This is a genomic window from Streptomyces nanshensis, from assembly GCF_001751255.1.
GTDB lineage: Bacteria > Actinomycetota > Actinomycetes > Streptomycetales > Streptomycetaceae > Streptomyces > Streptomyces nanshensis_A.
Genome location: NZ_LJGW01000728.1, coordinates 1 through 22,041, shown reverse-complemented (window position 1 = coordinate 22,041; position 22,041 = coordinate 1). Strand labels below are relative to the sequence as shown.

At 72.1% G+C, this 22,041-nt stretch carries 24 protein-coding genes; 13 read left to right on the top strand and 11 right to left on the bottom strand.

From position 1 onward, the window contains the following. Window positions 1-66: 66 nt before the first annotated feature. Complete coding sequence (locus AN218_RS39150) at window positions 67-657, bottom strand: ATP-binding protein (RefSeq protein ID WP_420856051.1); 591 nt, start codon at window positions 655-657, stop codon at window positions 67-69. A 418-nt stretch (window positions 658-1,075) separates the two neighbouring features. Beyond that, entirely contained in the window at window positions 1,076-2,104 is a 1,029-nt protein-coding gene (locus tag AN218_RS33710; RefSeq protein WP_079132885.1) for a VldE C-terminal domain-containing protein, read from the bottom strand. A gap of 51 nt (window positions 2,105-2,155) precedes the next feature. Here AN218_RS33710 and dapE point away from each other — a divergent pair, with 51 nt between their 5' ends. Together dapE and AN218_RS33700 are read left to right on the top strand one after the other, a co-directional pair. After that, on the top strand, window positions 2,156-3,235 hold the full coding sequence (dapE, locus tag AN218_RS33705) for a succinyl-diaminopimelate desuccinylase (RefSeq protein WP_070020831.1): 1,080 nt from the start codon (window positions 2,156-2,158) through the stop codon (window positions 3,233-3,235). Window positions 3,236-3,343: 108 nt separating this feature from the next. Beyond that, entirely contained in the window at window positions 3,344-4,096 is a 753-nt protein-coding gene (locus AN218_RS33700) for an LOG family protein (protein ID WP_070020828.1), read from the top strand. A gap of 157 nt (window positions 4,097-4,253) precedes the next feature. On the opposite strand, the gene folP is transcribed toward AN218_RS33700, so the two are convergent. After that, complete coding sequence (gene folP, locus AN218_RS33695) at window positions 4,254-5,123, bottom strand: dihydropteroate synthase (protein WP_070020827.1); 870 nt, start codon at window positions 5,121-5,123, stop codon at window positions 4,254-4,256. A 178-nt stretch (window positions 5,124-5,301) separates the two neighbouring features. Here folP and AN218_RS33690 point away from each other — a divergent pair, with 178 nt between their 5' ends. Then, window positions 5,302-5,703 carry a DivIVA domain-containing protein gene (locus AN218_RS33690; RefSeq protein WP_070020826.1) on the top strand — a complete coding sequence of 134 codons (402 nt, stop codon included), beginning with the start codon at window positions 5,302-5,304 and terminating at the stop codon, window positions 5,701-5,703. Then, window positions 5,693-6,301, top strand: coding sequence for a DNA-3-methyladenine glycosylase I (locus tag AN218_RS33685; RefSeq protein ID WP_070020825.1), 609 nt, complete (start codon window positions 5,693-5,695; stop codon window positions 6,299-6,301). The genes AN218_RS33690 and AN218_RS33685 overlap by 11 nt, the downstream gene beginning before the upstream one ends. 23 nt (window positions 6,302-6,324) lie before the next feature. Here the strand turns inward: AN218_RS33685 and AN218_RS33680 are convergent, their stop codons facing one another. Further along, the gene (locus AN218_RS33680; RefSeq protein WP_070020824.1) at window positions 6,325-7,113 is read right to left on the bottom strand and encodes an enoyl-CoA hydratase-related protein; all 789 of its coding nucleotides are present in this window, start codon (window positions 7,111-7,113) and stop codon (window positions 6,325-6,327) included. Between the two features lie 313 nt (window positions 7,114-7,426). Between AN218_RS33680 and AN218_RS33675 the strand changes: the two genes are divergently transcribed. Then, window positions 7,427-7,594 carry a DUF3117 domain-containing protein gene (locus AN218_RS33675; protein ID WP_016469583.1) on the top strand — a complete coding sequence of 56 codons (168 nt, stop codon included), beginning with the start codon at window positions 7,427-7,429 and terminating at the stop codon, window positions 7,592-7,594. Between the two features lie 126 nt (window positions 7,595-7,720). Here AN218_RS33675 and AN218_RS33670 read toward each other — a convergent pair whose 3' ends face one another. Beyond that, complete coding sequence (locus AN218_RS33670; protein ID WP_079132884.1) at window positions 7,721-8,419, bottom strand: O-methyltransferase; 699 nt, start codon at window positions 8,417-8,419, stop codon at window positions 7,721-7,723. Between the two features lie 228 nt (window positions 8,420-8,647). On the opposite strand from AN218_RS33670, the gene sigE reads away from it, so the two are divergent. From sigE to AN218_RS33650, 4 genes are all read left to right on the top strand, one after another. Continuing rightward, window positions 8,648-9,352: an RNA polymerase sigma factor SigE gene (gene sigE / locus AN218_RS33665; RefSeq protein WP_070020823.1), complete on the top strand. Its 705-nt coding sequence runs from the start codon at window positions 8,648-8,650 to the stop codon at window positions 9,350-9,352. 11 nt (window positions 9,353-9,363) lie between these two features. Next, on the top strand, window positions 9,364-10,434 hold the full coding sequence (locus tag AN218_RS33660) for an anti-sigma factor family protein (protein ID WP_070020822.1): 1,071 nt from the start codon (window positions 9,364-9,366) through the stop codon (window positions 10,432-10,434). A 182-nt stretch (window positions 10,435-10,616) separates the two neighbouring features. Next, entirely contained in the window at window positions 10,617-11,129 is a 513-nt protein-coding gene (locus AN218_RS33655) for a sec-independent translocase (RefSeq protein ID WP_070020821.1), read from the top strand. A gap of 218 nt (window positions 11,130-11,347) precedes the next feature. Then, the gene (locus tag AN218_RS33650) at window positions 11,348-12,001 is read left to right on the top strand and encodes a hypothetical protein (RefSeq protein ID WP_070020820.1); all 654 of its coding nucleotides are present in this window, start codon (window positions 11,348-11,350) and stop codon (window positions 11,999-12,001) included. Between the two features lie 90 nt (window positions 12,002-12,091). Here AN218_RS33650 and AN218_RS33645 read toward each other — a convergent pair whose 3' ends face one another. The 3 genes from AN218_RS33645 to AN218_RS33635 all read right to left on the bottom strand — a co-directional run bounded on the left by AN218_RS33645 (window position 12,092) and on the right by AN218_RS33635 (window position 15,425). Then, a complete protein-coding gene (locus tag AN218_RS33645; protein ID WP_070020819.1) occupies window positions 12,092-13,279 on the bottom strand; it encodes an Mrp/NBP35 family ATP-binding protein in 1,188 nt (395 codons plus the stop codon). Window positions 13,280-13,336: 57 nt separating this feature from the next. Then, a complete protein-coding gene (locus AN218_RS33640) occupies window positions 13,337-13,948 on the bottom strand; it encodes a DUF1003 domain-containing protein (protein ID WP_420856052.1) in 612 nt (203 codons plus the stop codon). A gap of 133 nt (window positions 13,949-14,081) precedes the next feature. Next, complete coding sequence (locus tag AN218_RS33635; protein WP_070020818.1) at window positions 14,082-15,425, bottom strand: magnesium transporter MgtE N-terminal domain-containing protein; 1,344 nt, start codon at window positions 15,423-15,425, stop codon at window positions 14,082-14,084. 229 nt (window positions 15,426-15,654) lie between these two features. On the opposite strand from AN218_RS33635, the gene AN218_RS33630 reads away from it, so the two are divergent. Then, window positions 15,655-16,362, top strand: coding sequence for a hypothetical protein (locus AN218_RS33630; protein ID WP_244900916.1), 708 nt, complete (start codon window positions 15,655-15,657; stop codon window positions 16,360-16,362). A gap of 111 nt (window positions 16,363-16,473) precedes the next feature. On the opposite strand, the gene AN218_RS33625 is transcribed toward AN218_RS33630, so the two are convergent. Both AN218_RS33625 and AN218_RS33620 read right to left on the bottom strand, forming a co-directional pair. Continuing rightward, complete coding sequence (locus AN218_RS33625; RefSeq protein ID WP_070020816.1) at window positions 16,474-17,004, bottom strand: hypothetical protein; 531 nt, start codon at window positions 17,002-17,004, stop codon at window positions 16,474-16,476. Window positions 17,005-17,109: 105 nt separating this feature from the next. Then, window positions 17,110-18,225: a magnesium and cobalt transport protein CorA gene (locus tag AN218_RS33620; RefSeq protein WP_070020815.1), complete on the bottom strand. Its 1,116-nt coding sequence runs from the start codon at window positions 18,223-18,225 to the stop codon at window positions 17,110-17,112. A gap of 501 nt (window positions 18,226-18,726) precedes the next feature. Here AN218_RS33620 and AN218_RS33615 point away from each other — a divergent pair. The 3 genes from AN218_RS33615 to AN218_RS33605 all read left to right on the top strand — a co-directional run bounded on the left by AN218_RS33615 (window position 18,727) and on the right by AN218_RS33605 (window position 21,055). After that, window positions 18,727-19,314, top strand: coding sequence for a suppressor of fused domain protein (locus AN218_RS33615; RefSeq protein WP_070020829.1), 588 nt, complete (start codon window positions 18,727-18,729; stop codon window positions 19,312-19,314). Window positions 19,315-19,444: 130 nt separating this feature from the next. Next, complete coding sequence (locus AN218_RS33610; RefSeq protein ID WP_070020814.1) at window positions 19,445-20,083, top strand: DUF6758 family protein; 639 nt, start codon at window positions 19,445-19,447, stop codon at window positions 20,081-20,083. 126 nt (window positions 20,084-20,209) lie between these two features. Further along, window positions 20,210-21,055 (top strand): PHP domain-containing protein, encoded by an 846-nt coding sequence (locus AN218_RS33605; protein WP_070020813.1) that lies wholly within the window; start codon window positions 20,210-20,212, stop codon window positions 21,053-21,055. Here the strand turns inward: AN218_RS33605 and AN218_RS33600 are convergent. Further along, the gene (locus AN218_RS33600) at window positions 21,045-21,956 is read right to left on the bottom strand and encodes an alpha/beta hydrolase (protein ID WP_070020812.1); all 912 of its coding nucleotides are present in this window, start codon (window positions 21,954-21,956) and stop codon (window positions 21,045-21,047) included. The genes AN218_RS33605 and AN218_RS33600 overlap by 11 nt on opposite strands. Between the last annotated feature and the right edge of the window lie 85 nt (window positions 21,957-22,041).

Genomic DNA, 22,041 nt, shown 5'->3' with positions numbered 1-22,041 from the left:
AGGGAAACCCTCCGCGGCCCTTCCGGTGCGCGTTCGCGGCTCGCGTGCGCTGTGCGGACGTTCCGCTCAGCGGCCGAGCCCGCCGACGTTCAGGCCCTTCGGCAGCACGCCGTTGACCGGCAGGTTCTGCGTCAGGCCCGCCGGGGCGGCGTTCTGCTGCGCCGGCTTCTGGGCGGGGGTCTGCTGCGCCGGGGTCTGCTTGGCGGGGGTCTGCTTGGCGGGGGTCTGCGCCGGCTTGGTCTGCGGTGCGTTGTCGGTCGGCAGGCCGTGGGTGTGGACGTCCGGCAGGTGCCGCTCGACCTGCGGGGCCTGCTCCATGCCGCGCCCCGCGCCGGAGACGGTGCCGGTCGCGAAGCGCGTCGCCTCCGGCACGATCTCCTTGTTGTGGGTACCGGCGCTCACTCCGGCGTCCGGAGCGGAGGGCGCCGCCGCGAGGGGTGCCGTGCTGCTCATCGGCGTGAGGGCGGAGGCGCCCTCGGAGGCGGTGTCGGCAACCTGGTTGCCCAGGCCGTCGTCCAGCGTGCTCAGCCCGCCCACGTCAGCGGTCGACGGCAGTTCGGCGGCGTTCGCCGCACCGGCCGTACCTACGACGGAGGCTGCGCCCGCGGCAGTCAGCAGCACGGTCTTGGCGATCCGGCGCGTGAGGGGGAGGGACATGTTGCTCCTTTGACGGAGAGGTCTACTGCTACGGAAACGTGATGCGAACCCGGCCGGGCAATCGCCGGGCCGGGCGCTGTGCCTATCGCCTCGGGAAGCCCGAAAGTTGCGGGCCGCCGGAGTAAAGGATTGGCAATGTGACGCGTCGGCGAGGGCGCCGAACACCCGCTCCGTAGCTGCCGATCGGGGCCGTCGCCGCGGCAAAGTCCGGCGACGGCAGGGGAGTTGGCGGTGCGCCCGCGGCGGCTTCCCGGCCGTTCCCGGCGTCCACTTCGGCGCACGGAAATCCCCCGTTGGTGATGCATGCCTCCCGTATGCGGCGCGGGCGCCGTACGGGACGGCGGTGCGGAGCGCGTACGGGCAGGCCGCACAAGGGAGTTGGGGCCGACGCCCCCCTACGAGCCGTTGCCGCCGCGCGCTACTGCCCCTTCGCCAGGCGTACTTGGACGGCCTGACCGGCGCCGTCGCCGCTTCCGCCGCCGTCCGCGTCCTCCCGCGGACGCCAGCCCTCCTCCGAACTGGACGCGTCCCAGACGCGGTTGCGGTAGGAGATCTGCTCGATGCGCATCTCCGCGGCGTTCGCCACCGCCCAGTGCGCCAGCTCCCAGCCGCGCTGGCCCTGCCGTGCGGGAATCCGTAGCTGGGAGGAGTCCTGCGCCGCCGCCCGGACCCCGTCCGCTCCTGCTTCTGCGGACGCGGGAGCCACCGCCGGCGCCCCGGATGCCGCAGTCCCGGCAGACCCCGCCGACGCCGCGCCCTCCCGCGTCGTCCGCTGCCCGGCCGTCAGCACGTCGTCCCCGAACTCCCGTACCAGACGGGCCCGTAGCCGTGTCGCGCTGCCCGGCTTGCCGTCGCCGCCTGCGGGCCCGGTCGTGCAGTTGAACGCCGCGGCGCGGCGGCCGGTGAGCGCCGCCGTCAGCAGGGCCGCGTTCGTCTCGTGCTTCGCGTACGCCTGCGGATAGCCGCTGCGCTGCACGCGCTGCGCCGCCACGGTCAGCGGCAGCCGCGAGTAGCCGGGGATCTGCACCAGATGTTCGTAGAACTTCCCCGAGGCGTACACCGGGTCCTGGATCTGCCGCTCGCTTCCCCATCCCTGCGAGGGCCGCTGCTGGAACAGGCCGAGCGAATCCCGGTCGCCGTGCTCGATGTTGCGCAGCGCCGACTCCTGCATGGCCGTGGCCAGCGCTATCGTCACCGCGCGCTCCGGCAGCCGGCGCTGCGATGCGACGGCGGCGATCGTGGCGGCGTTGGCGGCCTGTTCGGGTTTGATCTCGTAGTCCTCGGTGTGCTCGCCTGCCGTCCGCACGGTGCAACGGGCGGGCCCCGTACTGCTGGTGACGTACTGCGTCGCCACGTACCCGGCGACGACGAGCAGCACCGTGCAGGCCGCGGCTATGCGGAAGGCTCTCGCACGGGACTTCTGGGGAGCGGATCGCGAGGGGGACACGGGCACAAAGGTAGCCGGTGTGCCAAGTCCCCAGGCCCGTAGGCTGTGTTCATGCCGCACCACGCACTCGACCTGCACCAGGACGCCGCCGCGCTGACCGCTCAGCTCGTGGACATCCCCTCCGAGAGCGGGAACGAGCGTCCTCTCGCCGACGCCGTCGAGGCCGCGCTGCGCGAACTGCCCCATCTGACCGTCGACCGGCACGGCAACAACGTGGTGGCCCGCACCCGGCTCGGCCGCGGTGAACGCGTCATCCTCGCCGGGCACATCGACACCGTGCCCGTCGCGGACAATCTGCCCTCGCGGCTCGACGCGGACGGCGTGCTGTGGGGATGCGGCACCAGCGACATGAAGGCCGGTGTGGCCGTGCAGTTGCGCATCGCGGCCACCGTTCCCGAGCCCGGCCGCGACCTGACGTTCGTCTTCTACGACAACGAGGAGGTCGCCGCACACCTCAACGGGCTCGGCCATGTCGCCGAGGCCCGTCCCGACGTGCTCGCGGGCGACTTCGCCGTCCTGCTGGAGCCCTCGAACGGCGAGGTCGAGGGCGGCTGTCAGGGCACCCTGCGCGTCCTGCTGCGCACCAGCGGGGTACGGGCGCACTCCGCGCGCTCCTGGAAGGGCGAGAACGCCGTCCACGCCGCCGCGCCGATCCTCTCCCGCCTCGCGTCGTACGAGCCGCGCCGCGTGCTGATCGACGGCCTCGAATACCGGGAGGGGCTCAACGCCGTACGCGTCGAGGGCGGCGTCGCCGGGAACGTCATCCCGGACGCCTGCACCGTCACCGTCAACTACCGCTACGCGCCCGACATCGGCGAGGAGCAGGCCCTCGCCCACGTACGCGAGGTGTTCGCGGAGTGCGGCACATGGGAGCTGACCGTGGACGACAGCTCGCCCGGCGCCCTGCCCGGCCTCTCGCACCCGGCGGCGAAGGCGTTCATCGAGGCCGTCGGCGGCGAGCCGAAGCCCAAGTACGGCTGGACGGACGTCTCCCGCTTCAGCGCCCTCGGCGTCCCCGCGGTCAACTACGGCCCCGGCGATCCGAACCTCGCGCACAAGCGCGACGAGCGGGTGGACACGGCGCTGATCCTGCGGTGCGAGGAACGGCTCCGCGCCTGGCTGACGGCCTGATCCGGCCGTACACCCGGCGTACGGGCACAGTGCGGCTGTCTGTCACGTCCGTACGGCCGCCGCGTGCGTACGCTGAACCGGAATGACCGCAGTCGGAGGGAGCGTGGGATGACCAGCCCGGAGCGGGAGCGAGCACGGAAGCCGGGCGAACAGCGTCTCGGTCCCGTGGTGCGACGCCGCAAGCAGATGCAGGCGGAGACGACCGACCAGCGGCTGCTGGACACCACCGGGCCCTCGGACTGGGTGCATCAGGACCCGTGGCGTGTGATGCGCATCCAGTCGGAATTCGTGGAGGGCTTCGGCGCGCTCGCGGAACTGGGCCCCGCCATCAGCGTCTTCGGGTCGGCGCGCACGCCGGTGGACTCCCCGGAGTACGAGGCGGGCGTACGGATCGGACGGGCCCTGACCGAGGCGGGCTTCGGGGTGATCACCGGCGGCGGCCCGGGCGCGATGGAGGCGGCGAACAAGGGCGCGCTGGAGGCGGGCGGCACGTCCGTGGGCCTGGGCATCGAGCTGCCCTTCGAGCAGGGCCTCAACCCGTACGTCGACATCGGCGTCAACTTCCGCTACTTCTTCGTGCGCAAGACGATGTTCGTGAAGTACGCGCAGGGCTTCGTGGTGCTGCCCGGCGGACTGGGCACGATGGACGAGCTGTTCGAGGCGATGACGCTCGTGCAGACCCGGAAGGTCACGCGCTTCCCGATCGTCCTCTTCGGCAGCGACTACTGGAGCGGCCTCGTCGAGTGGCTGCACGGCTCGGTCGTCGCACAGGGCAAGGCGTCGGCCCGTGACGTGGAGCTCTTCCACGTCACGGACGACATCGAGGAGGCCGTCGCGGTGGTCACCAAGGAAGCCGGCTGAGCGGATGTGACACGGGCGGCGCGGTACGGCCGCGAGCGCCCGGGGCCCCGGCCGCGGAGTCTCGCTCAGGCGAGGCCGCGGCCGGGGCTCTCGTACGTCGGGTACGGGCGTCGCGTAGGGGCATCATGTACCGGCGGCTCACGGTGACGCGAGGCGGTCAGGCGAGTCCGCGCCGGGCCACCGCGGGCGGCCGGTGCCCCGCGATCGAGGCGACCATCTCCAGCACCTGCCGGGTCTCGGCGACTTCGTGGACGCGGTAGACCTGCGCCCCGAGCCAGGCCGAGACGGCGGTCGCCGCGAGTGTTCCCGTCAGCCGCTCCTTGACCGGCCTGTCCAGGGTCTCCCCGACGAAGTCCTTGTTGGACAGCGAGACGAGGACCGGCCAGCCCGTACGCGTGAGCTGCCCCAGCTCGCGCGTCGCCTCCAGCGAGTGCCGCGTGGACTTGCCGAAGTCGTGACCGGGGTCGATGAGGATGCCGTCCCTGCGGACGCCCAGCGCGACCGCGCGCTCCGCCAGGCCGAGCGTGACGCGCAGGATGTCGGCCAGTACGCCGCCCTCGCCGTCGTAGCTCACCCGGTGCGGACGGGTGCGCGGCTCGGCGCCGCCCGCGTGGGTGCAGACCAGACCGGCGCCGTGCCGGGCGGCGACCTCCGCGAGGGCCGGATCGGCGCCTCCCCAGGCGTCGTTGATCAGATCCGCGCCGGCGGCGCAGGCCGCCTCGCCGACCTCGTGCCGCCAGGTGTCCACACTGATCACCACGTCCGGGTGGCGGCGCCGCACCTCGGCGACGAAGCCCGCGGTGCGCCGTACCTCCTCCTCGGCCGTCACCTCGTCCCCGGGACCGGCCTTCACACCGCCGATGTCGATGACGGCCGCGCCCTCGGCGACGGCCTGCTCGACGCGCTCCAGGGCCGGTTCGTCGCGGAAGGTGGCGCCGCGGTCGTAGAAGGAGTCCGGCGTCCGGTTGACGATGGCCATGACCACCGGCTCGTGCGGACCGAACTCGCGTGTCCCCAGGCGCAGCATCGCCGTCCTCTCACTCGGCACAGAGGGGGAGGCACGTGCCGGTTTCCCCCGGGGGCGACCTTAACGGGCGGGCGGCACCGCTTCGTTCCCCGGACCTGCCGGTTGTGTCAGTGGGCCGTGGCACGATCGGGCAGCATGGAAAGCCGCAGTCGTCCGGACGTATGTCGGGGAGTTGGCCGTGTTCTGGTTCCTGCTGATCTCGCTTGCCGCGGTCGTCGCCGCGGTCACGCTCGCCGTGGTGGGCGGCTCGGGGGACGGCCGGGGCGGTCCCGTCACGGGCGGGCTGGCTGACGTGGCCCCGGACCGGCTCGACGAGCCGCTGCCCGCGGGCCGCCCCGTCAGCCGCATGGACGTGGACGGGCTGCGCCTCCCGGTGACCGCCCGCGGATACCGCATGCAGCAGGTCGACGACGTGCTGGACAGACTCGGTGCCGAACTGGCCGAGCGCGACGCCCGGATCGCCGAGCTGGAGTCCGCGCTCGCGGGCGCACAGGCGGTGGCGATGAGCCGGGGCGAGCAGGGCCGCGGCGGCGCCGGAGCCTTCGCGCCGGATTCCGCGGAGGGCCGCGATGGCCGCTGACGGCGGTGCCCAGCCCGGCCCGGACGGGATCCTGCGCTGCCCGTGGGGCCTGTCCGCCGAGGACTACGTCGCGTACCACGACACCGAGTGGGGCCGTCCCGTGCACGGCGACGACGCCCTGTACGAACGGCTCTGCCTGGAGGCGTTCCAGTCCGGGCTGTCCTGGCTGACGATCCTCCGCCGCCGCGAGGGCTTCCGCAGGGCCTTCGCGGGCTTCCGCATCGCGGAGGTCGCTGCCTTCACGGAGGCGGACGAGGAACGGCTGCTGGGCGATGCGGGCATCATCCGCAACCGCGCGAAGATCCAGGCCGCCGTCGCCAACGCGAAGGTGGCGTCCGCGCTCGGCGAGGGCGAACTGGACGCGCTGATCTGGTCGTTCGCCCCCGACCCGGAGCGGCGTCCCGCACCGCGTACGCACGGGGAGATCCCGGCCGTCACACCGGAGTCGAAGGCCCTCGCGAAGGATCTGAAGAAGCGCGGCTTCCGCTTCGTGGGCCCCACGACGGCGTACGCGCTGATGCAGGCGTGCGGCCTGGTCAACGATCACCTGGCGGACTGCTGGGCACGGGAGGAGATGGGAGCACCGGCCGCCGGCTGACGCCGCCCGCCGCCCGCCCTGCGTCAGCGCCCGGTGAAGCGCGGCTTCTCCTTCTTCACGAACGCCTCGACGGCCGTCCGGTGGTCCTCCGTGCCCCCGGCCCGCACCTGGAGTTCGGCCTCCTTCTCCAGCGTCTCGGCCAGCGAGTGCCCCGCGCCGTAGGCCATGGACTCCTTGATCGCCGCGTACGCACGCGTCGGCCCCTGCGCGAGCTTCCGCGCCACCGCCCCGGCCTCGTCGGCGAGTTCGCCGTCCGGTACGACGCGGTGCGCGAGCCCCAGCTCCAGCGCCTCCCCGGACTTCACCGTCCGCGGGAAGAGCAGCAGCTCCGCAGCGCGCGCGGGCCCGACGAGCCGCGGCAGCGTCCAGGAGATCCCCGAGTCCGCGGTGAGCGCGATCCCGGCGAACGAGGTGTTGAAGGCGGCCGACTCGGCGAGGAGCCGGTAGTCCGCGGCGAAGGCGAACCCGGCACCGGCCCCGGCGGCGACGCCGTTCACCGCGGCCACCACCGGCTTCGCCATCTCCGCGACGGCGAGCGTGATCGGGTTGTAGTGCTCCCGGACGGTGTCGAGGGCGCCGCCCCCCGACTCCCTGAGCGCGCCGATGTGTTCCTTGAGGTCCTGCCCGACGCAGAAGGCACGCCCGTTGCCGGTCAGCAGCACGGCCCGTACGGACTCGTCCTCGGCGGCACGGCGGAGGATGTCGCGCAGCGCCGCCTTGAGTTCGAGGTCGAGCGCGTTCATCGCATCGGGGCGGTTGAGGGTGACCGTCGCGAGACCCTCGGTCACGTCATAGAGCACGGTGTCCGACATGGAGCCAAGCATGGCCCAGATCTCCGGACCCCGACAGGGCGTCCCGTCGCTCCCGGAGTGGGAGGTGTGACAGGGGTGACGTGTGGTGACGAGTGGGGCGTTCCGCGCCGTCATGGAGGGGTGAAGCGGAGCAGTATCGCAGCTTCGCCGACGGAATGAGTGGTTTTGTGCGAGAGCGAGTCACAAGTGATGCGACCTCTTGTTGGTCATCGGGTCGTGCCATGCGGGATAATGGCTTTGAAGCAATGTGTTCGATGCCGGTGACACGCGCGTTGTCGGCTGCGATCAGCTGGTTTCAGGAAGGGGAACGAGCATGGCGGCCATGAAGCCGCGGACGGGTGACGGCCCGCTCGAGGTGACCAAGGAGGGGCGGGGCATCGTCATGCGCGTTCCGCTCGAAGGCGGTGGGCGACTCGTCGTCGAGCTGACCCCGGATGAGGCGACTGCGCTCGGTGAGGAGCTGAAGAAGGTCTGCGGCTGACGCCCGCCCGCCGGACGGCCCGCCGTGCCGGACCGAACGTGCAGTCAGTGGGTTCTCCACTGCCCCGGAGCACACCTCGTGCTCCGGGGCAGTTGTGTTCCGCTGCGGCCCGCCGCCCGTCCGCGGTCACAGCTCGCGCTTGACGGCGCACAGCAGCCCGTCGCCCACGGGCAGCAGCGTGGGCACGAGGGCCTTGTTCTCCCGTACGGCGCCCAGCAGTTCGCGCAGTCTGCGGACCTCGGCGGGCTGCGCGGCCGAGTCGACCGTACGGCCGTTGGCGAAGACCCCTTCGAAGCAGACGAGCCCGCCGGGGCGCAGCACCCGCAGCGCCTCGGCGAAGTACTCCATGCACTCCGAGCGGTCCCCGTCGCAGAAGACCAGGTCGTATCCGCGGTCGGCGAGGCGCGGCATCACGTCGAGAGCCGAGCCGGGGATGAACCGGGCGCGGTTGCCCGCGAAGCCGGCGGCGCGGAAGGCCTGGCGTGCGGTCTGCTGCTGCTCGGGGTCGGTGTCGACCGTGGTCAGCACGCCGTCGGACCGCATCCCGGCCAGCAGATGGATGCCGGAGACGCCGGTGCCGGTGCCGATCTCCGCGACGGCCTTGGCGTCGGCGGTCGCCGCGAGCAGCCGGAGGGTGGCGCCGGTGGCAGCGGACACCGCGCGCACGCCCGCGTACTGGGCCCGCTCCCGGGCCCAGCGCAGCGCCGCGTTCTCGGCGTCGTCGGCGAGCTCGGCGCCGTAGGCATCGGCGAACGCCCAGCTCGACTGCCGGTTGCCGGTAATGTCCCTCTCCTGTCCCCGTCCTCCACGCCACGGTGACTGTATCCGCTGCCCCGGGAACCCGCTGATGGGACCGGACGTTGGAACGGAAGGGAAGTCTCAGGGGGTGGAGTGCAGGTGCGATCGGCGACCGTGAAGCAGGAAGAGAGCCCGGGCGGGCAGCAACTCAAAAGTGCTTATCCGGAGCTAACGGGCGAGGTGGTTAGGGTTGGGGACCCACTGGACACCACCAGAGCCGACAGGGGAGGTGCGGCTGCGGTCCGGGACCGTGGAATGCTCCGGCGTTTTCGCAGGTCGGCGGACGAGCCGAAATCCGTGACAGACACTGCTGACCAGGTCCGCACCGCCGAATCCGCGACGACGGCGACGTTCGACACCGATGCGGAGAGCCAGGCGTGGACCCCTCCTTCCTGGGAGGAGATCGTCAGCACGCACAGTGCGCGCGTCTACCGCCTCGCCTATCGCCTCACCGGTAACCAGCACGACGCCGAGGACCTCACGCAGGAGGTCTTCGTCCGCGTCTTCCGTTCTCTGTCGACGTACACGCCGGGCACGTTCGAGGGCTGGCTGCACCGCATCACCACGAACCTCTTCCTGGACACCGTGCGGCGCAAGCAGCGCATCCGGTTCGACGCGCTCGCCGACGACGCCGCCGAGCGGCTGCCCAGCCGTGAGCCCACACCGCAGCAGCACTTCAACGACACCCACTTCGACGCGGACGTGCAGCAGGCGCTGGACACCCTCGCGCCGGAGTTCCGTGCCGCCGTGGTGCTCTGCGACATCGAGGGCCTGTCGTACGAGGAGATCGCCGCGACGCTCGGCGTGAAGCTCGGCACCGTACGCAGCCGGATCCACCGGGGACGTTCGCAACTGCGCAAGGCACTGCAGCACCGCTCGCCCGAGGCGCGCGCGGAGCAGCAGCGGGCGCTGAGCGCGGCGGTCCCCGCAGTCGGGAGCGGGGAGGTCGGTGCTGCGTGAGTGGCGCAGGCATGGGCGGCAGAGCGGCGCAGCCGGAGAGGGAACTCACTCCGGCCGAGCAGCATCTCGGCGACCGTCTGGCCGCCCTGATCGACGGCGAACTCGGGCACGACGCCCGTGAGCGCGTGCTCGCGCACCTGGCGACCTGCCGTAGCTGCAAGGCGGAGGCCGACGCCCAGCGCCGTGTGAAGAACGTCTTCGCGGACACCGCGCCCCCGCCGCCCTCGGACGGTCTGCTCGCACGTCTGCAGGGGCTGCCCGCCGGCGGTCCCGGTGCGGGGTCCGGTCCGGGCTCCGGCGGTCCGTACGAGGGGATCCCCTCCGTCGGCGAACGGCTCGGCGCCCCCGGGATCCCGTCCGGCACGTCCGGCGGCTCTCTTCCCGGCCCAGGTGCCGCCTCCACACACGCGGAGTCCGGTTCCGTATGGGTCCTGGACCAGCTTCGGGGCGGCCGGGACGCCAGTGCGCTCACGCCGAGCCGCGGCTTCCGCATACACGACATGGAACGGTTCTCCTCCCGGGGCCGCCGCTTCGCCTTCGCGGCTGCGGGCGCGGTCTCGCTGGCCGCTCTCGCCCTCGCGGGCGGCATGAGCACCGGCGGCACGGGCGGCGGCGCTCCCTCCGCGGCGAAGGGCGACTCCGGTACGGCGTCGGCCAGTTCCGTCCGTACGGCCGCCTCCGGCGGCGGCAGCAGCGACCGGGACCGCAGGCGCCGCGATACGAGCAGCGAGCGCGGTGAAGTGAGCGGCACCGTTCTGAGCGCGAGCACGACGGCCGAGGACAGCAGCGGCGCGGCGCTCAAGGCGGGACGCGGCACGAGCGTGCACCGCGGCGCCCCCTGGGCGGCGCCCGCCGCACCCCCGGCGGAGAGCGAGCAGACCGGCGCGGGCCACCCTCTGCTGCGCGAGGCCTTCTTCGCCTCCGGCGGTGCGCGGTCCACACCGCCGCCGGCTCTCGACTCGTACGCCTTCGGGGCGGAGGCCTATGCGGGGCTGCCCGCGGACGCCTTCCCCGGCGGTGCCATCCGCACGAGCGAGCCCGCGCTCTCCCGGGTCACCGCGGCGGCGCAGCACCGGCACTGAGCGTGCGGCCGCCGAAGTCCCGCAGCGTACGCGTCACTTGTGTGACGGAAGGGACAGGGGCGTCCACGAGCCGGTTGGTACGGATGCCGGGCGGCCGCCCACGACGGCGGGCACTGCGGGTACCGTGAGACCCGGGCCGTTACCCGGTGCCCGCGTAGGTCTGAGGATGAGGGAGCTGCAAGGTGTTCTTCGACATAGGACCCCTAGAGCTGGTCGCGCTCGTCGTCCTCGCCGTTCTCGTCTTCGGGCCGGAGAAGCTGCCCAAGGTGATCCAGGACGTCGCCGCCTTCATCCGCAAGGTGCGGGCGTTCTCCGAGAACGCCAAGGAGGACATCCGCTCCGAGCTGGGCCCGGAGTTCAAGGACTTCGAGTTCGAGGATCTGAACCCGAAGACCTTCGCCCGCAAGCACCTGCTCGACGGCGACGACCTCGGCGTGAAGGAACTCCGCAACACCTTCGACTTCCGTGACGACCTCGCGGAGGTCACCGACGCGGTGAACGGCACCGAGAGCGTCGGCGCCCGTTCCTCGTCGAACGGAAGCAGCGGCGGCAGTGGAAGCGGAAGCGGCAGCCGTACGAGCCTGAGCAAGGGCGGGGCCGCCACGGGTCTGGACGCGTCCGATCCGCTCAGCAAGGAGAGCCCTCGCGAGCGTCCCAAGGACGATCCGCCGCCCTTCGACGCCGACGCGACCTGAATCGTTCGGGTCACATAGCGGGGCACATCGCGCACCGCTCGCATCATCTGCCTCTCACGGGTCACCTGGGAGGCGCATCTCACGTCCTTGATGAAGGGCCGATGTTTGGTCATGCCCGAAACGGCGGACCCGGGTGGCTATCCTCCCTGTGTCCGGGGTTCGCCGTCCGAGGGGGGCAGGCTGCCCGTGGCACAGGGCAATGAGGAGGCGTCGCGCAGATGGAGACGACGAGTCGGGTGGCTGGGGAACCCGGGCCCGCCGCACCGGAGGAGAGCGGTGCAGAGCGGGCTGTGGACGGGTTTCTGACGGCTTCCTTTCCGTGGTATGGCCTCGATGAGGCGTTCACCGGACCGCGCTGGCTGATGCAGGTCGGCACGACGGCGGACGGCACGGTCGAGCACGGTTCGACAGGGCACGGGGAAGTGCCCTCTATCAAGAGCGAGGCGAATCCGGACAGTCAGCGCTTCGCGGTCACCGTCACGGTCGCGAGCCGCCCGGTGCGGCGCAGCGCGGACGGTACGGGCGTGCTGGAGGCGACGTCCGTCTCCACCGCGGCATGGCTCGCGGGTTCCGGCCTGCTGTCGTGTACGTGGCCGCAGGAGATGGAGCGCGGGCTGCGGCAGGACTGGCTCGACCAGCAGACGGTCGTGGCCTGGGAGCTCGCCGACGATCTGGGCGGCTCCGGCTGGTCCACGCTGACCCTGCCGGTCGACGGCGTACCGACCGACTTCCACTACCGGGAGTCCGAGTACGGCTGGGTGCTGGCCGGTGCGGCGCAGGAAGGCGTGCACATCGGCGCGTACGGGCGCGGGATGAGCGCGTACGGGCTGGGCTTCGCCGTCGTCAAGGACCTCACCGCATATCAGCAGTGACCGCGCGAGCGGTATGAACGTCTGAGGCGCTTCCCACACGGGGAGCGCCTCAGACGTCTTTCCGTCTCCGGTGCCGGGCGGGCCTGCGGCTCAGAACTTGTTGCTCGGCGTGAGGCCCAGCGACATGCCGGACAGTCCGCGCTGCCGGGCGCCGATCTTGGCCGCGACATCGCGCAGCGCCGTACCCGCGGGGGAGTCCGGGTCGCTGAGCACGACGGGCTTGCCCTCGTCGCCGCCCTCGCGCAGCCGCAGATCGATGGGGATGCCGCCCAGTACGGGCACCTCGGTGCCGGTGGTCTTCGTCAGGCCCTCGGCGACGCGCTGTCCGCCGCCGGTGCCGAAGACGTCGACCATCTCGTCGCAGTGCGGGCAGGGCATGCCCGACATGTTCTCGATGACGCCCACGATCTTCTGGTGCGTCTGTACGGCGATGGAGCCGGCCCGTTCGGCGACCTCCGCCGCCGCCTGCTGCGGCGTGGTGACCACGAGGATCTCCGCGTTGGGCACCAACTGGGCGACGGAGATGGCGATGTCGCCCGTGCCGGGCGGGAGATCGAGCAGCAGCACGTCCAGGTCGCCCCAGTAGACGTCCGCGAGGAACTGCTGCAGGGCGCGGTGGAGCATCGGGCCGCGCCAGACCACGGGTGCGTTGCCGGGCGTGAACATGCCGATCGAGATGACCTTCACGCCGTGCGCCGACGGCGGCATGATCATGTCCTCGACCTGGGTCGGCCGGGCGTCGGTGCCCAGCATCCGCGGTACGGAGTGGCCGTAGATGTCGGCGTCGACGACGCCCACCTTCTGGCCCTCGGCGGCCAGCGCCGCCGCGAGGTTGACCGTCACCGACGACTTGCCCACGCCGCCCTTGCCGGAGGCCACGCAGTACACACGGGTCAGCGAGCCGGGCTGGGCGAACGGCACCTCGCGTTCGGCCTTGCCGCCGCGCAGCGTGGAGGCCAGCTCGCGACGCTGCTCGTCGCTCATCACGTCGAGTTCGACGGAGACCTGTGTGACGCCCTCGACGCGCTGGACGGCCTCGGTCACGTTCGCGGTGATCGTCTCGCGGAGCGGACAGCCGGAGACCGTCAGATAGATCCCGACGTCGACGGTGCCGTCGGCGGCGATACCGATGGACTTCACCATGCCGAGGTCGGTGATCGGCCGGTGGATCTCCGGATCGTCCACGGTGGCGAGCGCGGCACGTACTGCGTCCTCGGTGGGAGGGGTCGCAGAGGGATCCCCCTCCCGCACGGACTCTGGGGGAGTGTCGGTAGCCATGCGCAAATGGTACGGCCGTCGTACAGGGCTGCCGAAGCCGCGGTGGTGGGGGACGGATCACGCTCCGTCCGCCGGGCCTCCCCCTCGGGGTCCCCGGGTGCCGGCGCTCTCCGCGGTGCGCTCCGCGTTCGACGGGTGCTCCAGTTCCCGTAGCAGCTCCTGGAGTTCGGAGCGGATCCAGTCGCGGGTGGCGACCTCGCCGAGGCCCGTGCGCAGCGCGGCGATCTCGCGGGTGAGGAACTCGGTGTCGGCGATGCTGCGTTCGTTCTGCTTGCGGTCCTGCTCCAGGTTGACCCGGTCGCGGTCGTCCTGCCGGTTCTGCGCGAGCAGGATCAGCGGGGCCGCGTACGACGCCTGGAGCGAGAGGGCCAGCGTCAGGAAGATGAACGGGTATTCGTCGAAGCGCAGCGGGGTGGGCAGCAGTACGTTCCAGGCGATCCAGACGGTGACGACGACCGTCATCCAGACGATGAAGCGGCCCGTGCCCAGGAAGCGTGCGATCTCCTCGGAGAGGCGGCCGAAGGCGTCGGGGTCGTACTCCGGGAGCAGCCGGCGTCGCGGGGCGCGGGGGACGTCCAGCCGTCCGCGTGCGCTGCGTTCGCGTTCCCGCTCGCGGGCGCCCTCGCGCTCGCGCTCCCGCTCCCTTTCGCGTTCGCGCTCCCTCTCCAGGATCCGGTCCCTGATGCGGTCCCGGTTGCGGTCCCTGTCCCTGTCGCGGTCCCTGTCCCTGTCGCGGTCCCGGTCTCGGTCTCGGTCTCGGTCCCGGCCGTCCCGTTCCCCGTCGTCCCGGTCCCTGTCCCCGTCAGCCGCCATGGCGCGCGACTCCCTCCGCTCGCGGTCCGCCGGCTTCCGGCAGCCGCTGGGCCGCCTCCTCACGCCAGTCGTCCGGCAGCAGATGGTCCAGTACGTCGTCGACCGTGACGGCGCCCAGCAGATGTCCGCCCTCGTCGACGACCGGGGCCGCCACGATGTTGTACGTCGCGAGATAGCTGCTCACCACGGGCAGCGTCGTCTCCGGCGGCAGCGGACGCAGATCGGTGTCGACGATCGAGCCGACGAGCGTGAACGGCGGGTCCCGCAGCAGCCGTTGGAAGTGCACGAGCCCCAGATACCTCCCCGTCGGGGTCTCGTCCGGCGGGCGGCACACGAAGACCTGTGCGGCCAGCGGCGCCGGGAGGTCCGCGTTGCGCACCCGGGCCAGCGCCAGCGCCACGGTGTCGTCGGGCTGGAGCACGATCGGCTCGGTGGTCATGATGTTGCCGGCCGTGCCCTCCTCGTACGACAGCAGCCGCCGTACGGGAGCCGCGTCCTGCGGCCGCATGAGCTGGAGCAGACGCTCCTTGTCCTGCTCGGCGAGTTCGGAGAGCAGATCCGCCGCGTCGTCCGGATCCATCGCCTCCAGTACGTCCGCGGCGCGCTCGTCGGGGAGTTCGTCGAGAAGCTCGACCTGGTCGTCGGTGGGCAGCTCCTCCAGTACGTCGGCGAGCCGGTCGTCGTCGAGCGCCGTGGCGATCTCCATGCGGCGCTTGGGGGAGAGGTGGTGGACGGTGTTGGCGATGTCCGCGGGGCGCATACGTTCAAAGGTGGCGAGCAGTGTGGCCGCGCCCTGCTCCCGCTCCTCCAGTGCGAACCCCGTGACCGCCGACCATTCGACGGTCAGGGTCTCCCCGCGCCGCCGGAGGGCGCCGCCCTTCCCCTGCCGTAGCCGCCGTACGAAGACCTTGTCGATCTGCCAGTCGCGCCGGGCGGGAAGCTGCTGGATGCCCACGTCGAGAACGGTGACCTGCTCGCCGGTCTCCACGAGCGTCACCCGTCGGTCCAGCAGTTCGCCCAGGACCAGCGTCTCGGCCGGACGCTGCTCGAAGCGGCGCATGTTCACCACCCCGGTGGTGATGACCTGGCCCGACTCCACGCCCGTCACGCGCGTCATCGGCAGGAACACCCGCCGCCTGCTGACGACTTCGACGACGAGACCGAGCACGCTCGGGGGACGCTCACGCTGCGGGCCGTCCCCGGAGCCCGCCGGCGGCTGGCCGCGCAGCACGACGACGACGTCGCGGACCCGTCCCACCTGGTCGCCGCCCGGATCGAAGACGGCGATGCCGGACAGGTGGGACACAAAGACCCGGGAGGAGCCAGCGGCCATCGGCGGGGCCTCCTCGTCCGTCCGTGCTTCGGCGCATACGCACCCTTCGCCGCCTTCAGCCTAGCCCGGGGCACGCTCCGCGGAGCCCGCGCGATGGTCCGGACGGCTGCCCTCCGCCTGCGGCCTGACCACCGGTAGGGTGCGGTTCCCGGTCCGATCTCCAGGAGGTTGCCGAGTGTCTGGATGCGCCCGCACGCGAGGAACCACGGTCCTCAAGGGTGTCGTCTGCGTGGGACTCACGGTGGCCCTGGCCGCCTGCGGGACGGGCGATCCCGACGCCGGCACCAACGGGGTCGGCAAGCTCTCCGCGTCCAAGATCGAGAAGAAGACGCGGGCCGCCGCCGAGCGTGCCCGGTCGGTGAAGCTCTCCGGCACCGTCGTCAGCAACGGCCGCACCTACCGCCTGGACATGCACCTCAAGCGGGACGGGGCCACCGGCAAGGTCGCGGCCAAGGGCGGCTCGGCGTTCTGGCTGCTGCGCGTCGGCAAGCAGATGTTCCTCAAGGCGGACGCGGACTTCTGGGCCCGGCAGAAGAAGGGCGGCGAGGAGCCCTCCAAGTCGGACGTACAGGCCGCGGGCAAGCTCGACGGCAAGTATGTGAAGGTCCCCGCGGAGGACCCGGCGTACAAGCAGCTCAGCGGCTTCGCGGACATGCAGTCCCTGCTGGAGGGGCTGATGATGATGAGCGGCGAGCGCGAGACGGGGGACCGGGGCGAGGTCGGCGGCGTCAAGACCGTACGGGTGCAGGCGGGCGGCGGCAGCGGAGGCGTCGTCGACGTCTCGCTGATCGGCTCCCCGTATCCGCTGCGGATCGAGCGCGCGGGCGGTGCGGGGACGCTCGAACTCGGCGACTGGAACAAGGAGTTCGCGCTGGAGCCGCCGGCGAAGCAGCAAGTCGTGGACTACGGCAGGAAGATCGTCGCGGACAAGGGCTGAGGCGGACACCGGCCCGGCAGCCGCACGGGCCGTGAGCGTGCCCCTCGGCCGGCGGGCTCAACGCGCGGCCCCGCCCCGCCCGTTGGTCCGTCCCGCCGCCATGTGCCCCCGCTACGTGCCCTGTTGACGCCGCCCCCGGAAGAGCAGCCTCGGCAGCCCGGCCGGAATGCGGCGTCGCGTCGTCGCGGGCGTCGGTGCCGGAACGGCCGCCTGTGAACCGTCCGGCATCGCACCGGGCTGCTCCACGGGCGCACCCGCGGGCTCCAGCCGCAGCACCCGGCACTCGCGTGCCCAGCGGTCGGCGACGGTGGGGAAGTCGGGCGCGTTGAGGCGCTTGCCCCGCAGTTCGGCGACGACCGTCTCCCACGTCTCGCCGCGCGGCGCCAACTCCACGACGCGCGCGGGCCAGACGACGAGCCGGCCGCCCTTGTCCTTGCTGCGCACACTGACCGTGGCGGTGCCGCCGTCCGTCAACCCCAGGCCGTCCAGGGGTTGTTCGAGCGGTCCGTCGCCGACGACGCACACCGCGCCGTCGTGCCACGCGTGCCACAGGGCGCGGGCGGGACCCTGTGGACCGCGCACCCAGATGAGGCCGGACTTCTTGCTGGCCTCCTCGATGAGAGCCTGATCGAGCAGCGTCATACGCGCAGGCTACCGGGCGGGGACGGACGTGCCGGGGGCGCAGTCGCCGCCTGTCGCTCCGCCGGTACGCCCCCCCCGTCGCGTACGAGGCCCGCTATGTGCCCGTCAGAGCCACCCGTTGCGCTTGAAGCCGCGGTAGATGGCGACGCAGATCGTGACCGTCACGGCCATCACCGTGGGATAGCCGTACTTCCAGCCGAGTTCGGGCATGTACGTGAAGTTCATGCCGTAGATGCCCGCGATCATCGTCGGCACGGCGAAGATCGCCGCCCACGACGTGATCTTGCGCATGTCCTCGTTCTGCGCGACGGTCGCCTGCGCCAGGTTGGCCTGGAGGATCGAGTTGAGCAGGTCGTCGAAGCCGAGCACCTGCTCGTTGACGCGCGTGAGATGGTCGGCGACGTCACGGAAGTACTTCTGGATCTCCGGGTCGATGACCTGCATCGGACGCTCGCTCACGAGCTGCATCGGGCGCAGCAGCGGCGAGACGGCCCGCTTGAACTCCAGGACCTCGCGCTTGAGCTGGTAGATGCGCCCGGCGTCGCCGCCGCGCCGCCCGTTGCCGGTGCTGTTGGAGAAGACCTCGATCTCGACCTCGTCGATGTCGTCCTGGACGGCGTCGGCCACCGCGAGATAGCCGTCGACCGTCTGGTCGGCGATCGCGTGCAGCACCACCGAGGGCCCCTTGGCGAGGAGTTCGGCGTCGTCCTCCATGCGGTGCCGCAGGGCGCGCAGCGAACCCTGGCCGCCGTGCCGCACCGTGATGATGTAGTCCCGGCCGGTGAAGCACATCACCTCGCCGGTCTCCACCACCTCGCTGGTGGCGGTGAGTTCGGCGTGCTCCACGTAGTGGATCGTCTTGAAGACGGTGAAGACGCTGTCGTCGTAACGCTCCAACTTCGGCCGCTGGTGGGCCTGTACGGCGTCCTCGACGGCCAGCGGGTGCAGTCCGTACTCCGTGGCGATGCCGGAGAACTCCCGCTCCGTCGGCTCGTGCAGACCGATCCACACGAACTCGCGGCCGCCGCTGGCACGTACGCGCCGCAGCGCCTCGTCGGGTGTGGTGCGGGCCGCGACGCGGCGGCCGTCGCGGTAGACCGCGCAGTCGACCACGGCCGTGCCGGCGGCCTCGGTGCGCGTGTTCTCGTACGGGTAGGACGAGCGGCCCGCCTTGCGCAGGGACGGACGGACGGCGGCGCGCAGGTCTCGGATCATCGACATGCTGAGCTCCTTGTCGGTGCCATGACGCGGCCCGGCTCAGCGCTGCCCGGAATGTAAACCTACGGAGACGGCGACGTGCGGTGCTCGACGGCCGGAGGTCTGCAAAGCGGGTACCGCTCGGTGCCGGTCGCGACGGGCGTTCAGTGGTGCGCTGTCGGACGGGGTGGAGCGAAGCTCTGCGCTCTTCCGCCTCTCGCGTCGTGCGGAACCCAGGTGGAGAACAGCCCGGAGAAAAACCTTCCCAGCGAGGTTTCGCCGATGAAACCGCTGGAAAGAAGGGCGCTCAGGAGTGGGGACGCGAAGTCGCGGCAGAAGAGCAGTTGGTACTGCACGGTCGACTCGGATCCATGTCAGTCCCACCTCCTCCTGCCGTGCCCCCTCGGGGACGATTCGCATGTCTGACCAGCAACCAACGCTAACACCGGTGGGAGTGTGCCGTGTCCCTTCCGGGCGCCGGACGCATCTCTTTGCCACGTCCTTACGCGATCTATGCTCCCGTCCATGGCTGACGTATCGGATCTGGTGGAGGCGCGGCTGCGTTCGGCGCTGGGCGAGCCCGACGCACGCGCGTCCGTGACGTTCCTGGGCACCGAACGGATCGAGGTGCTGCGCTTCCTGGAGGACGGCGTCGTGCGCTACGCGACGCTGGGGATGTCGGCCGCCCCGATGACCGACCCCGCCGCCGCGCTCGCCGATCCGCAGCGGGGCCCGCGTGCCGAACTGCTGCTGTCCGTACGGGTGGGAGCCGCCGACACCGACAAGGTGCTGCGGCCGCTCGCCGTGCTCGCGGCCTCCCCGCAGGTGGAGGGAGTCGTCGTCGTGCCCGGCGCCTCGCTGGACGTGGGGGAGCCGCTGTGGCCCGGCGCCCCGTTCACGTCCGTCCTCGTGGCCGAACCGGGCGGTCTGGTCGAGGACTTGGAGCTGGACGCACCGCTCGAACCGGTGCGGTTCCTGCCGCTGCTGCCGATGACGGCGAACGAGGCGGCGTGGAAGCGGGCACAGGGAGCCGAGGCGCTTCAGGAGCGCTGGCTGCGGCACGGTACGGATCTGCGCGACCCGCTGCGGGAGGCGGTGCCGCTCTCCGGCTGAACCGGCGCCGGGCGGCGGTCGTGGCCGCGGGACGCCCGGCCCCCGCGCTGTCAAGGTTCGCGCCCCGGTCATGTCCGGCGAAGTGATCTGTCCTTGACGCGGGCGCCCCCGGGGAGCACCGTTGTTGAGCATGAGGGGCGAACCCAGTTGCCCGAAGTGCGGTGGCCGGGTACGGGCGCCCGGACTCTTCGCCGACACCTGGCAGTGCGATCTGCACGGCACAGTGCACCCGCTGCAGCCCGTCGTTCCCCCCAGCGTCGAAGCTCTCGCCGTCGCCGTCGGCCGTACGAAGGTCCCCGTGTGGATGCCGTGGCCGCTGCCGGTCGGCTGGCTCTTCTCCGGTGTGGCCAGCGCGGGCGACGACCGCAGCGGGGGCCGGGCGACGGCGGTCGCCTGCTCCGGTCCCGGACCCCTCGGCGGCCCCGGCGAACTCATCCTCGTCGCCGAGGAGTTGGGCGTCGGACTCGGCGCGCGCTACGCGGGCCTGGACGGTCCCGACCCCGGGCCCGGCATGTGCGTCGACAAGCCGCCGCCGGTGAAGGTGCTGGCCGCCGGCCGCCCCACACCGCTGTGGCACGTGACGGGTTCGGCCACCGACCGCGCCGTCTTCGCGGGCGAGGCCCGGGGGCTGTGGCTGTGGGCGGTGGTGTGGCCCGAGCAGTCCGGGCTGCTGCTGTACGACGAACTCGTGCTGACCGATCTGCGGGACGCGGGCGCGGAAGTCGATCTGCTGCCGTGCGGCACGCTCTCGCCGCGTCTCATCACCTGAACCGCGTCTGACCGCGTCTCATGACCTGACGGGCACGGGCGGGCGATCCGCCGCGCGTGACTATCCTGGGGGCGCCGCCGCCGTACGTCACCGTGCGGCCCCTCCGTCCGACGCGGGAGCCTCCTCGTGCGCATCGATCTGCACACCCACTCCACCGCCTCGGACGGCACGGACACCCCCGCCGAACTCGTCGCGGGCGCGGCCGCCGCCGGTCTCGACGTCGTCGCGCTCACCGACCACGACACGGTCGCGGGGCACGCGGCGGCCGTACGCGCTCTGCCCGCCGGGCTGACGCTGGTGCCGGGCGCCGAGCTGTCCTGCCGTCTGGACGGTGTGAGCCTGCACATGCTGGCGTACCTCTTCGACCCGGAGGAGCCCGAACTCGCCCGCGAGCGCGAACTCGTACGCGACGACCGCGTCCCGCGCGCCCGCGCCATGGTGCGCAAGCTGCGGGAGCTGGGCGTGCCCGTCACCTGGGAACGGGTCGCCGAGATCGCGGGCGACGGCGCCGTCGGCCGTCCGCACATCGCGACGGCGATGGTCGAGGCGGGCGTCGTCGACAGCGTCTCGGACGCCTTCACCGAGGAGTGGATCGCCAACGACGGCCGGGCGTACGCCGAGAAGCACGAACTCGATCCGTTCGACGCGCTGCGTCTGATCAAGGGCGCGGGCGGCGTCGCCGTCTTCGCGCACCCGCTGGCCGCCAAGCGCGGTCAGTGCGTACCGGAGAGCGCGATCGCGGACCTGGCCGCGGCGGGCCTCGACGGCATCGAGGCCGACCACATGGACCACGAACCGGCCACCCGTACGCGGCTGCACGGGCTCGCCGCCGACCTCGGGCTGCTCGCCACCGGCTCCAGCGACTACCACGGCAGCCGCAAGAGCTGCCGTCTCGGCGAACACACCACCGCCGCCGCGGTCTACGAGGAGATCGTGGCCCGCGCCTCGGGCGCCGAGCCCGTCACGGGCTGACCTCGCCGCCGTCCCAGAACGACGCGAGGGCGCGGGCCGTCTCGGCGGGGCGCTCCGCGTTCGGCGAGTGCCCCGCCCCCTCGACGACCGTCCGTACGGCGCCGAGCCGCACGGACGTCTCGTCCAGCAGGGGCACCGGCCACGCGTAGTCGACGGAGCCGGAGAGGAGCTGCACCGGCAGGGGCTCGGGCAGGGCGGCGAGGGCCGCGGCGAGTTCGTCCGTACGGTCGGGCTCGGTGAGCAACTGCTGTGCGGTGGCGGAGAGTTGCTCCGGTGTGTTCGCCAGCCAGCGGCGGTGCAGGAAGTCCGCGACGTCGGGCGGGGTCTCCTCGTCGGCGGCCTCGACGGGGTCCAGCTCGCACATGGCCTGCCAGATCTCCTCCATCTCCAGCACTCCGAACGCGCCGAGCAGCATCTTCAGCCGGTGCTGCTGCGTACTGGCGACGGCGGCGGGGCCGCTGCTGAGCAGCGTGAGGGAGGCGAAGGGCGCGGCGTCGCGCAGTACCGCGGCCCGCGAGACGAGACCGCCGAGCGAGTGCCCCAGCAGATGGACGCGCGCGGGCGGACCGTCCTCGGCGTCCTCGGCCACGTCGTCCCGTACGGCCGCCGCGAGCGCGTGTACGTCCTGCGCCAGCTCCGCCTGTGCGTACGCGGACTCCTCGCGCGGCCCCGGCGTCTCGTACTGGCCGCGGCCGTCGACCGCGACGACCCGGTAGCCACGGTCCGCGAGCGGCTCCAGGAGGGCGATGAAGTCCTCCTTGCTGCCGGTGAAGCCCGGTATCAGCAGGGCCGTGCCCCGACGCGGCTCGCCCGCCTCGTGTACGGCGAACTCGCCGCGCGCGGTGGGCAGTCGGCGGGCCCGTGCCACGGGCGGCAGCGTGAGGAACGGCGGCTGGCTCATGCGAGGACGCTACCGCTGCGGCAGCCGCGCGGCAGCGCCGCGTCCGCGCACCGACGCGGGCCGCCTCGTCCATGCCGGAGGCCCG

Bases quoted from the DNA above. Each gene is read 5' to 3' on its own strand.
- AN218_RS39150 (WP_420856051.1), bottom strand. From the start codon at position 657: ATGTCCCTCCCCCTCACGCGCCGGATCGCCAAGACCGTGCTGCTGACT.
- dapE (WP_070020831.1), top strand. From the start codon at position 2,156: ATGCCGCACCACGCACTCGACCTGCACCAGGACGCCGCCGCGCTGACC.
- AN218_RS33700 (WP_070020828.1), top strand. From the start codon at position 3,344: ATGACCAGCCCGGAGCGGGAGCGAGCACGGAAGCCGGGCGAACAGCGT.
- folP (WP_070020827.1), bottom strand. From the start codon at position 5,123: ATGCTGCGCCTGGGGACACGCGAGTTCGGTCCGCACGAGCCGGTGGTC.
- AN218_RS33685 (WP_070020825.1), top strand. From the start codon at position 5,693: ATGGCCGCTGACGGCGGTGCCCAGCCCGGCCCGGACGGGATCCTGCGC.
- AN218_RS33680 (WP_070020824.1), bottom strand. From the start codon at position 7,113: ATGTCGGACACCGTGCTCTATGACGTGACCGAGGGTCTCGCGACGGTC.
- AN218_RS33675 (WP_016469583.1), top strand. From the start codon at position 7,427: ATGGCGGCCATGAAGCCGCGGACGGGTGACGGCCCGCTCGAGGTGACC.
- sigE (WP_070020823.1), top strand. From the start codon at position 8,648: ATGCTCCGGCGTTTTCGCAGGTCGGCGGACGAGCCGAAATCCGTGACA.
- AN218_RS33660 (WP_070020822.1), top strand. From the start codon at position 9,364: ATGGGCGGCAGAGCGGCGCAGCCGGAGAGGGAACTCACTCCGGCCGAG.
- AN218_RS33650 (WP_070020820.1), top strand. From the start codon at position 11,348: ATGGAGACGACGAGTCGGGTGGCTGGGGAACCCGGGCCCGCCGCACCG.
- AN218_RS33645 (WP_070020819.1), bottom strand. From the start codon at position 13,279: ATGGCTACCGACACTCCCCCAGAGTCCGTGCGGGAGGGGGATCCCTCT.
- AN218_RS33635 (WP_070020818.1), bottom strand. From the start codon at position 15,425: ATGGCCGCTGGCTCCTCCCGGGTCTTTGTGTCCCACCTGTCCGGCATC.
- AN218_RS33625 (WP_070020816.1), bottom strand. From the start codon at position 17,004: ATGACGCTGCTCGATCAGGCTCTCATCGAGGAGGCCAGCAAGAAGTCC.
- AN218_RS33620 (WP_070020815.1), bottom strand. From the start codon at position 18,225: ATGTCGATGATCCGAGACCTGCGCGCCGCCGTCCGTCCGTCCCTGCGC.
- AN218_RS33615 (WP_070020829.1), top strand. From the start codon at position 18,727: ATGGCTGACGTATCGGATCTGGTGGAGGCGCGGCTGCGTTCGGCGCTG.
- AN218_RS33610 (WP_070020814.1), top strand. From the start codon at position 19,445: ATGAGGGGCGAACCCAGTTGCCCGAAGTGCGGTGGCCGGGTACGGGCG.
- AN218_RS33600 (WP_070020812.1), bottom strand. From the start codon at position 21,956: ATGAGCCAGCCGCCGTTCCTCACGCTGCCGCCCGTGGCACGGGCCCGC.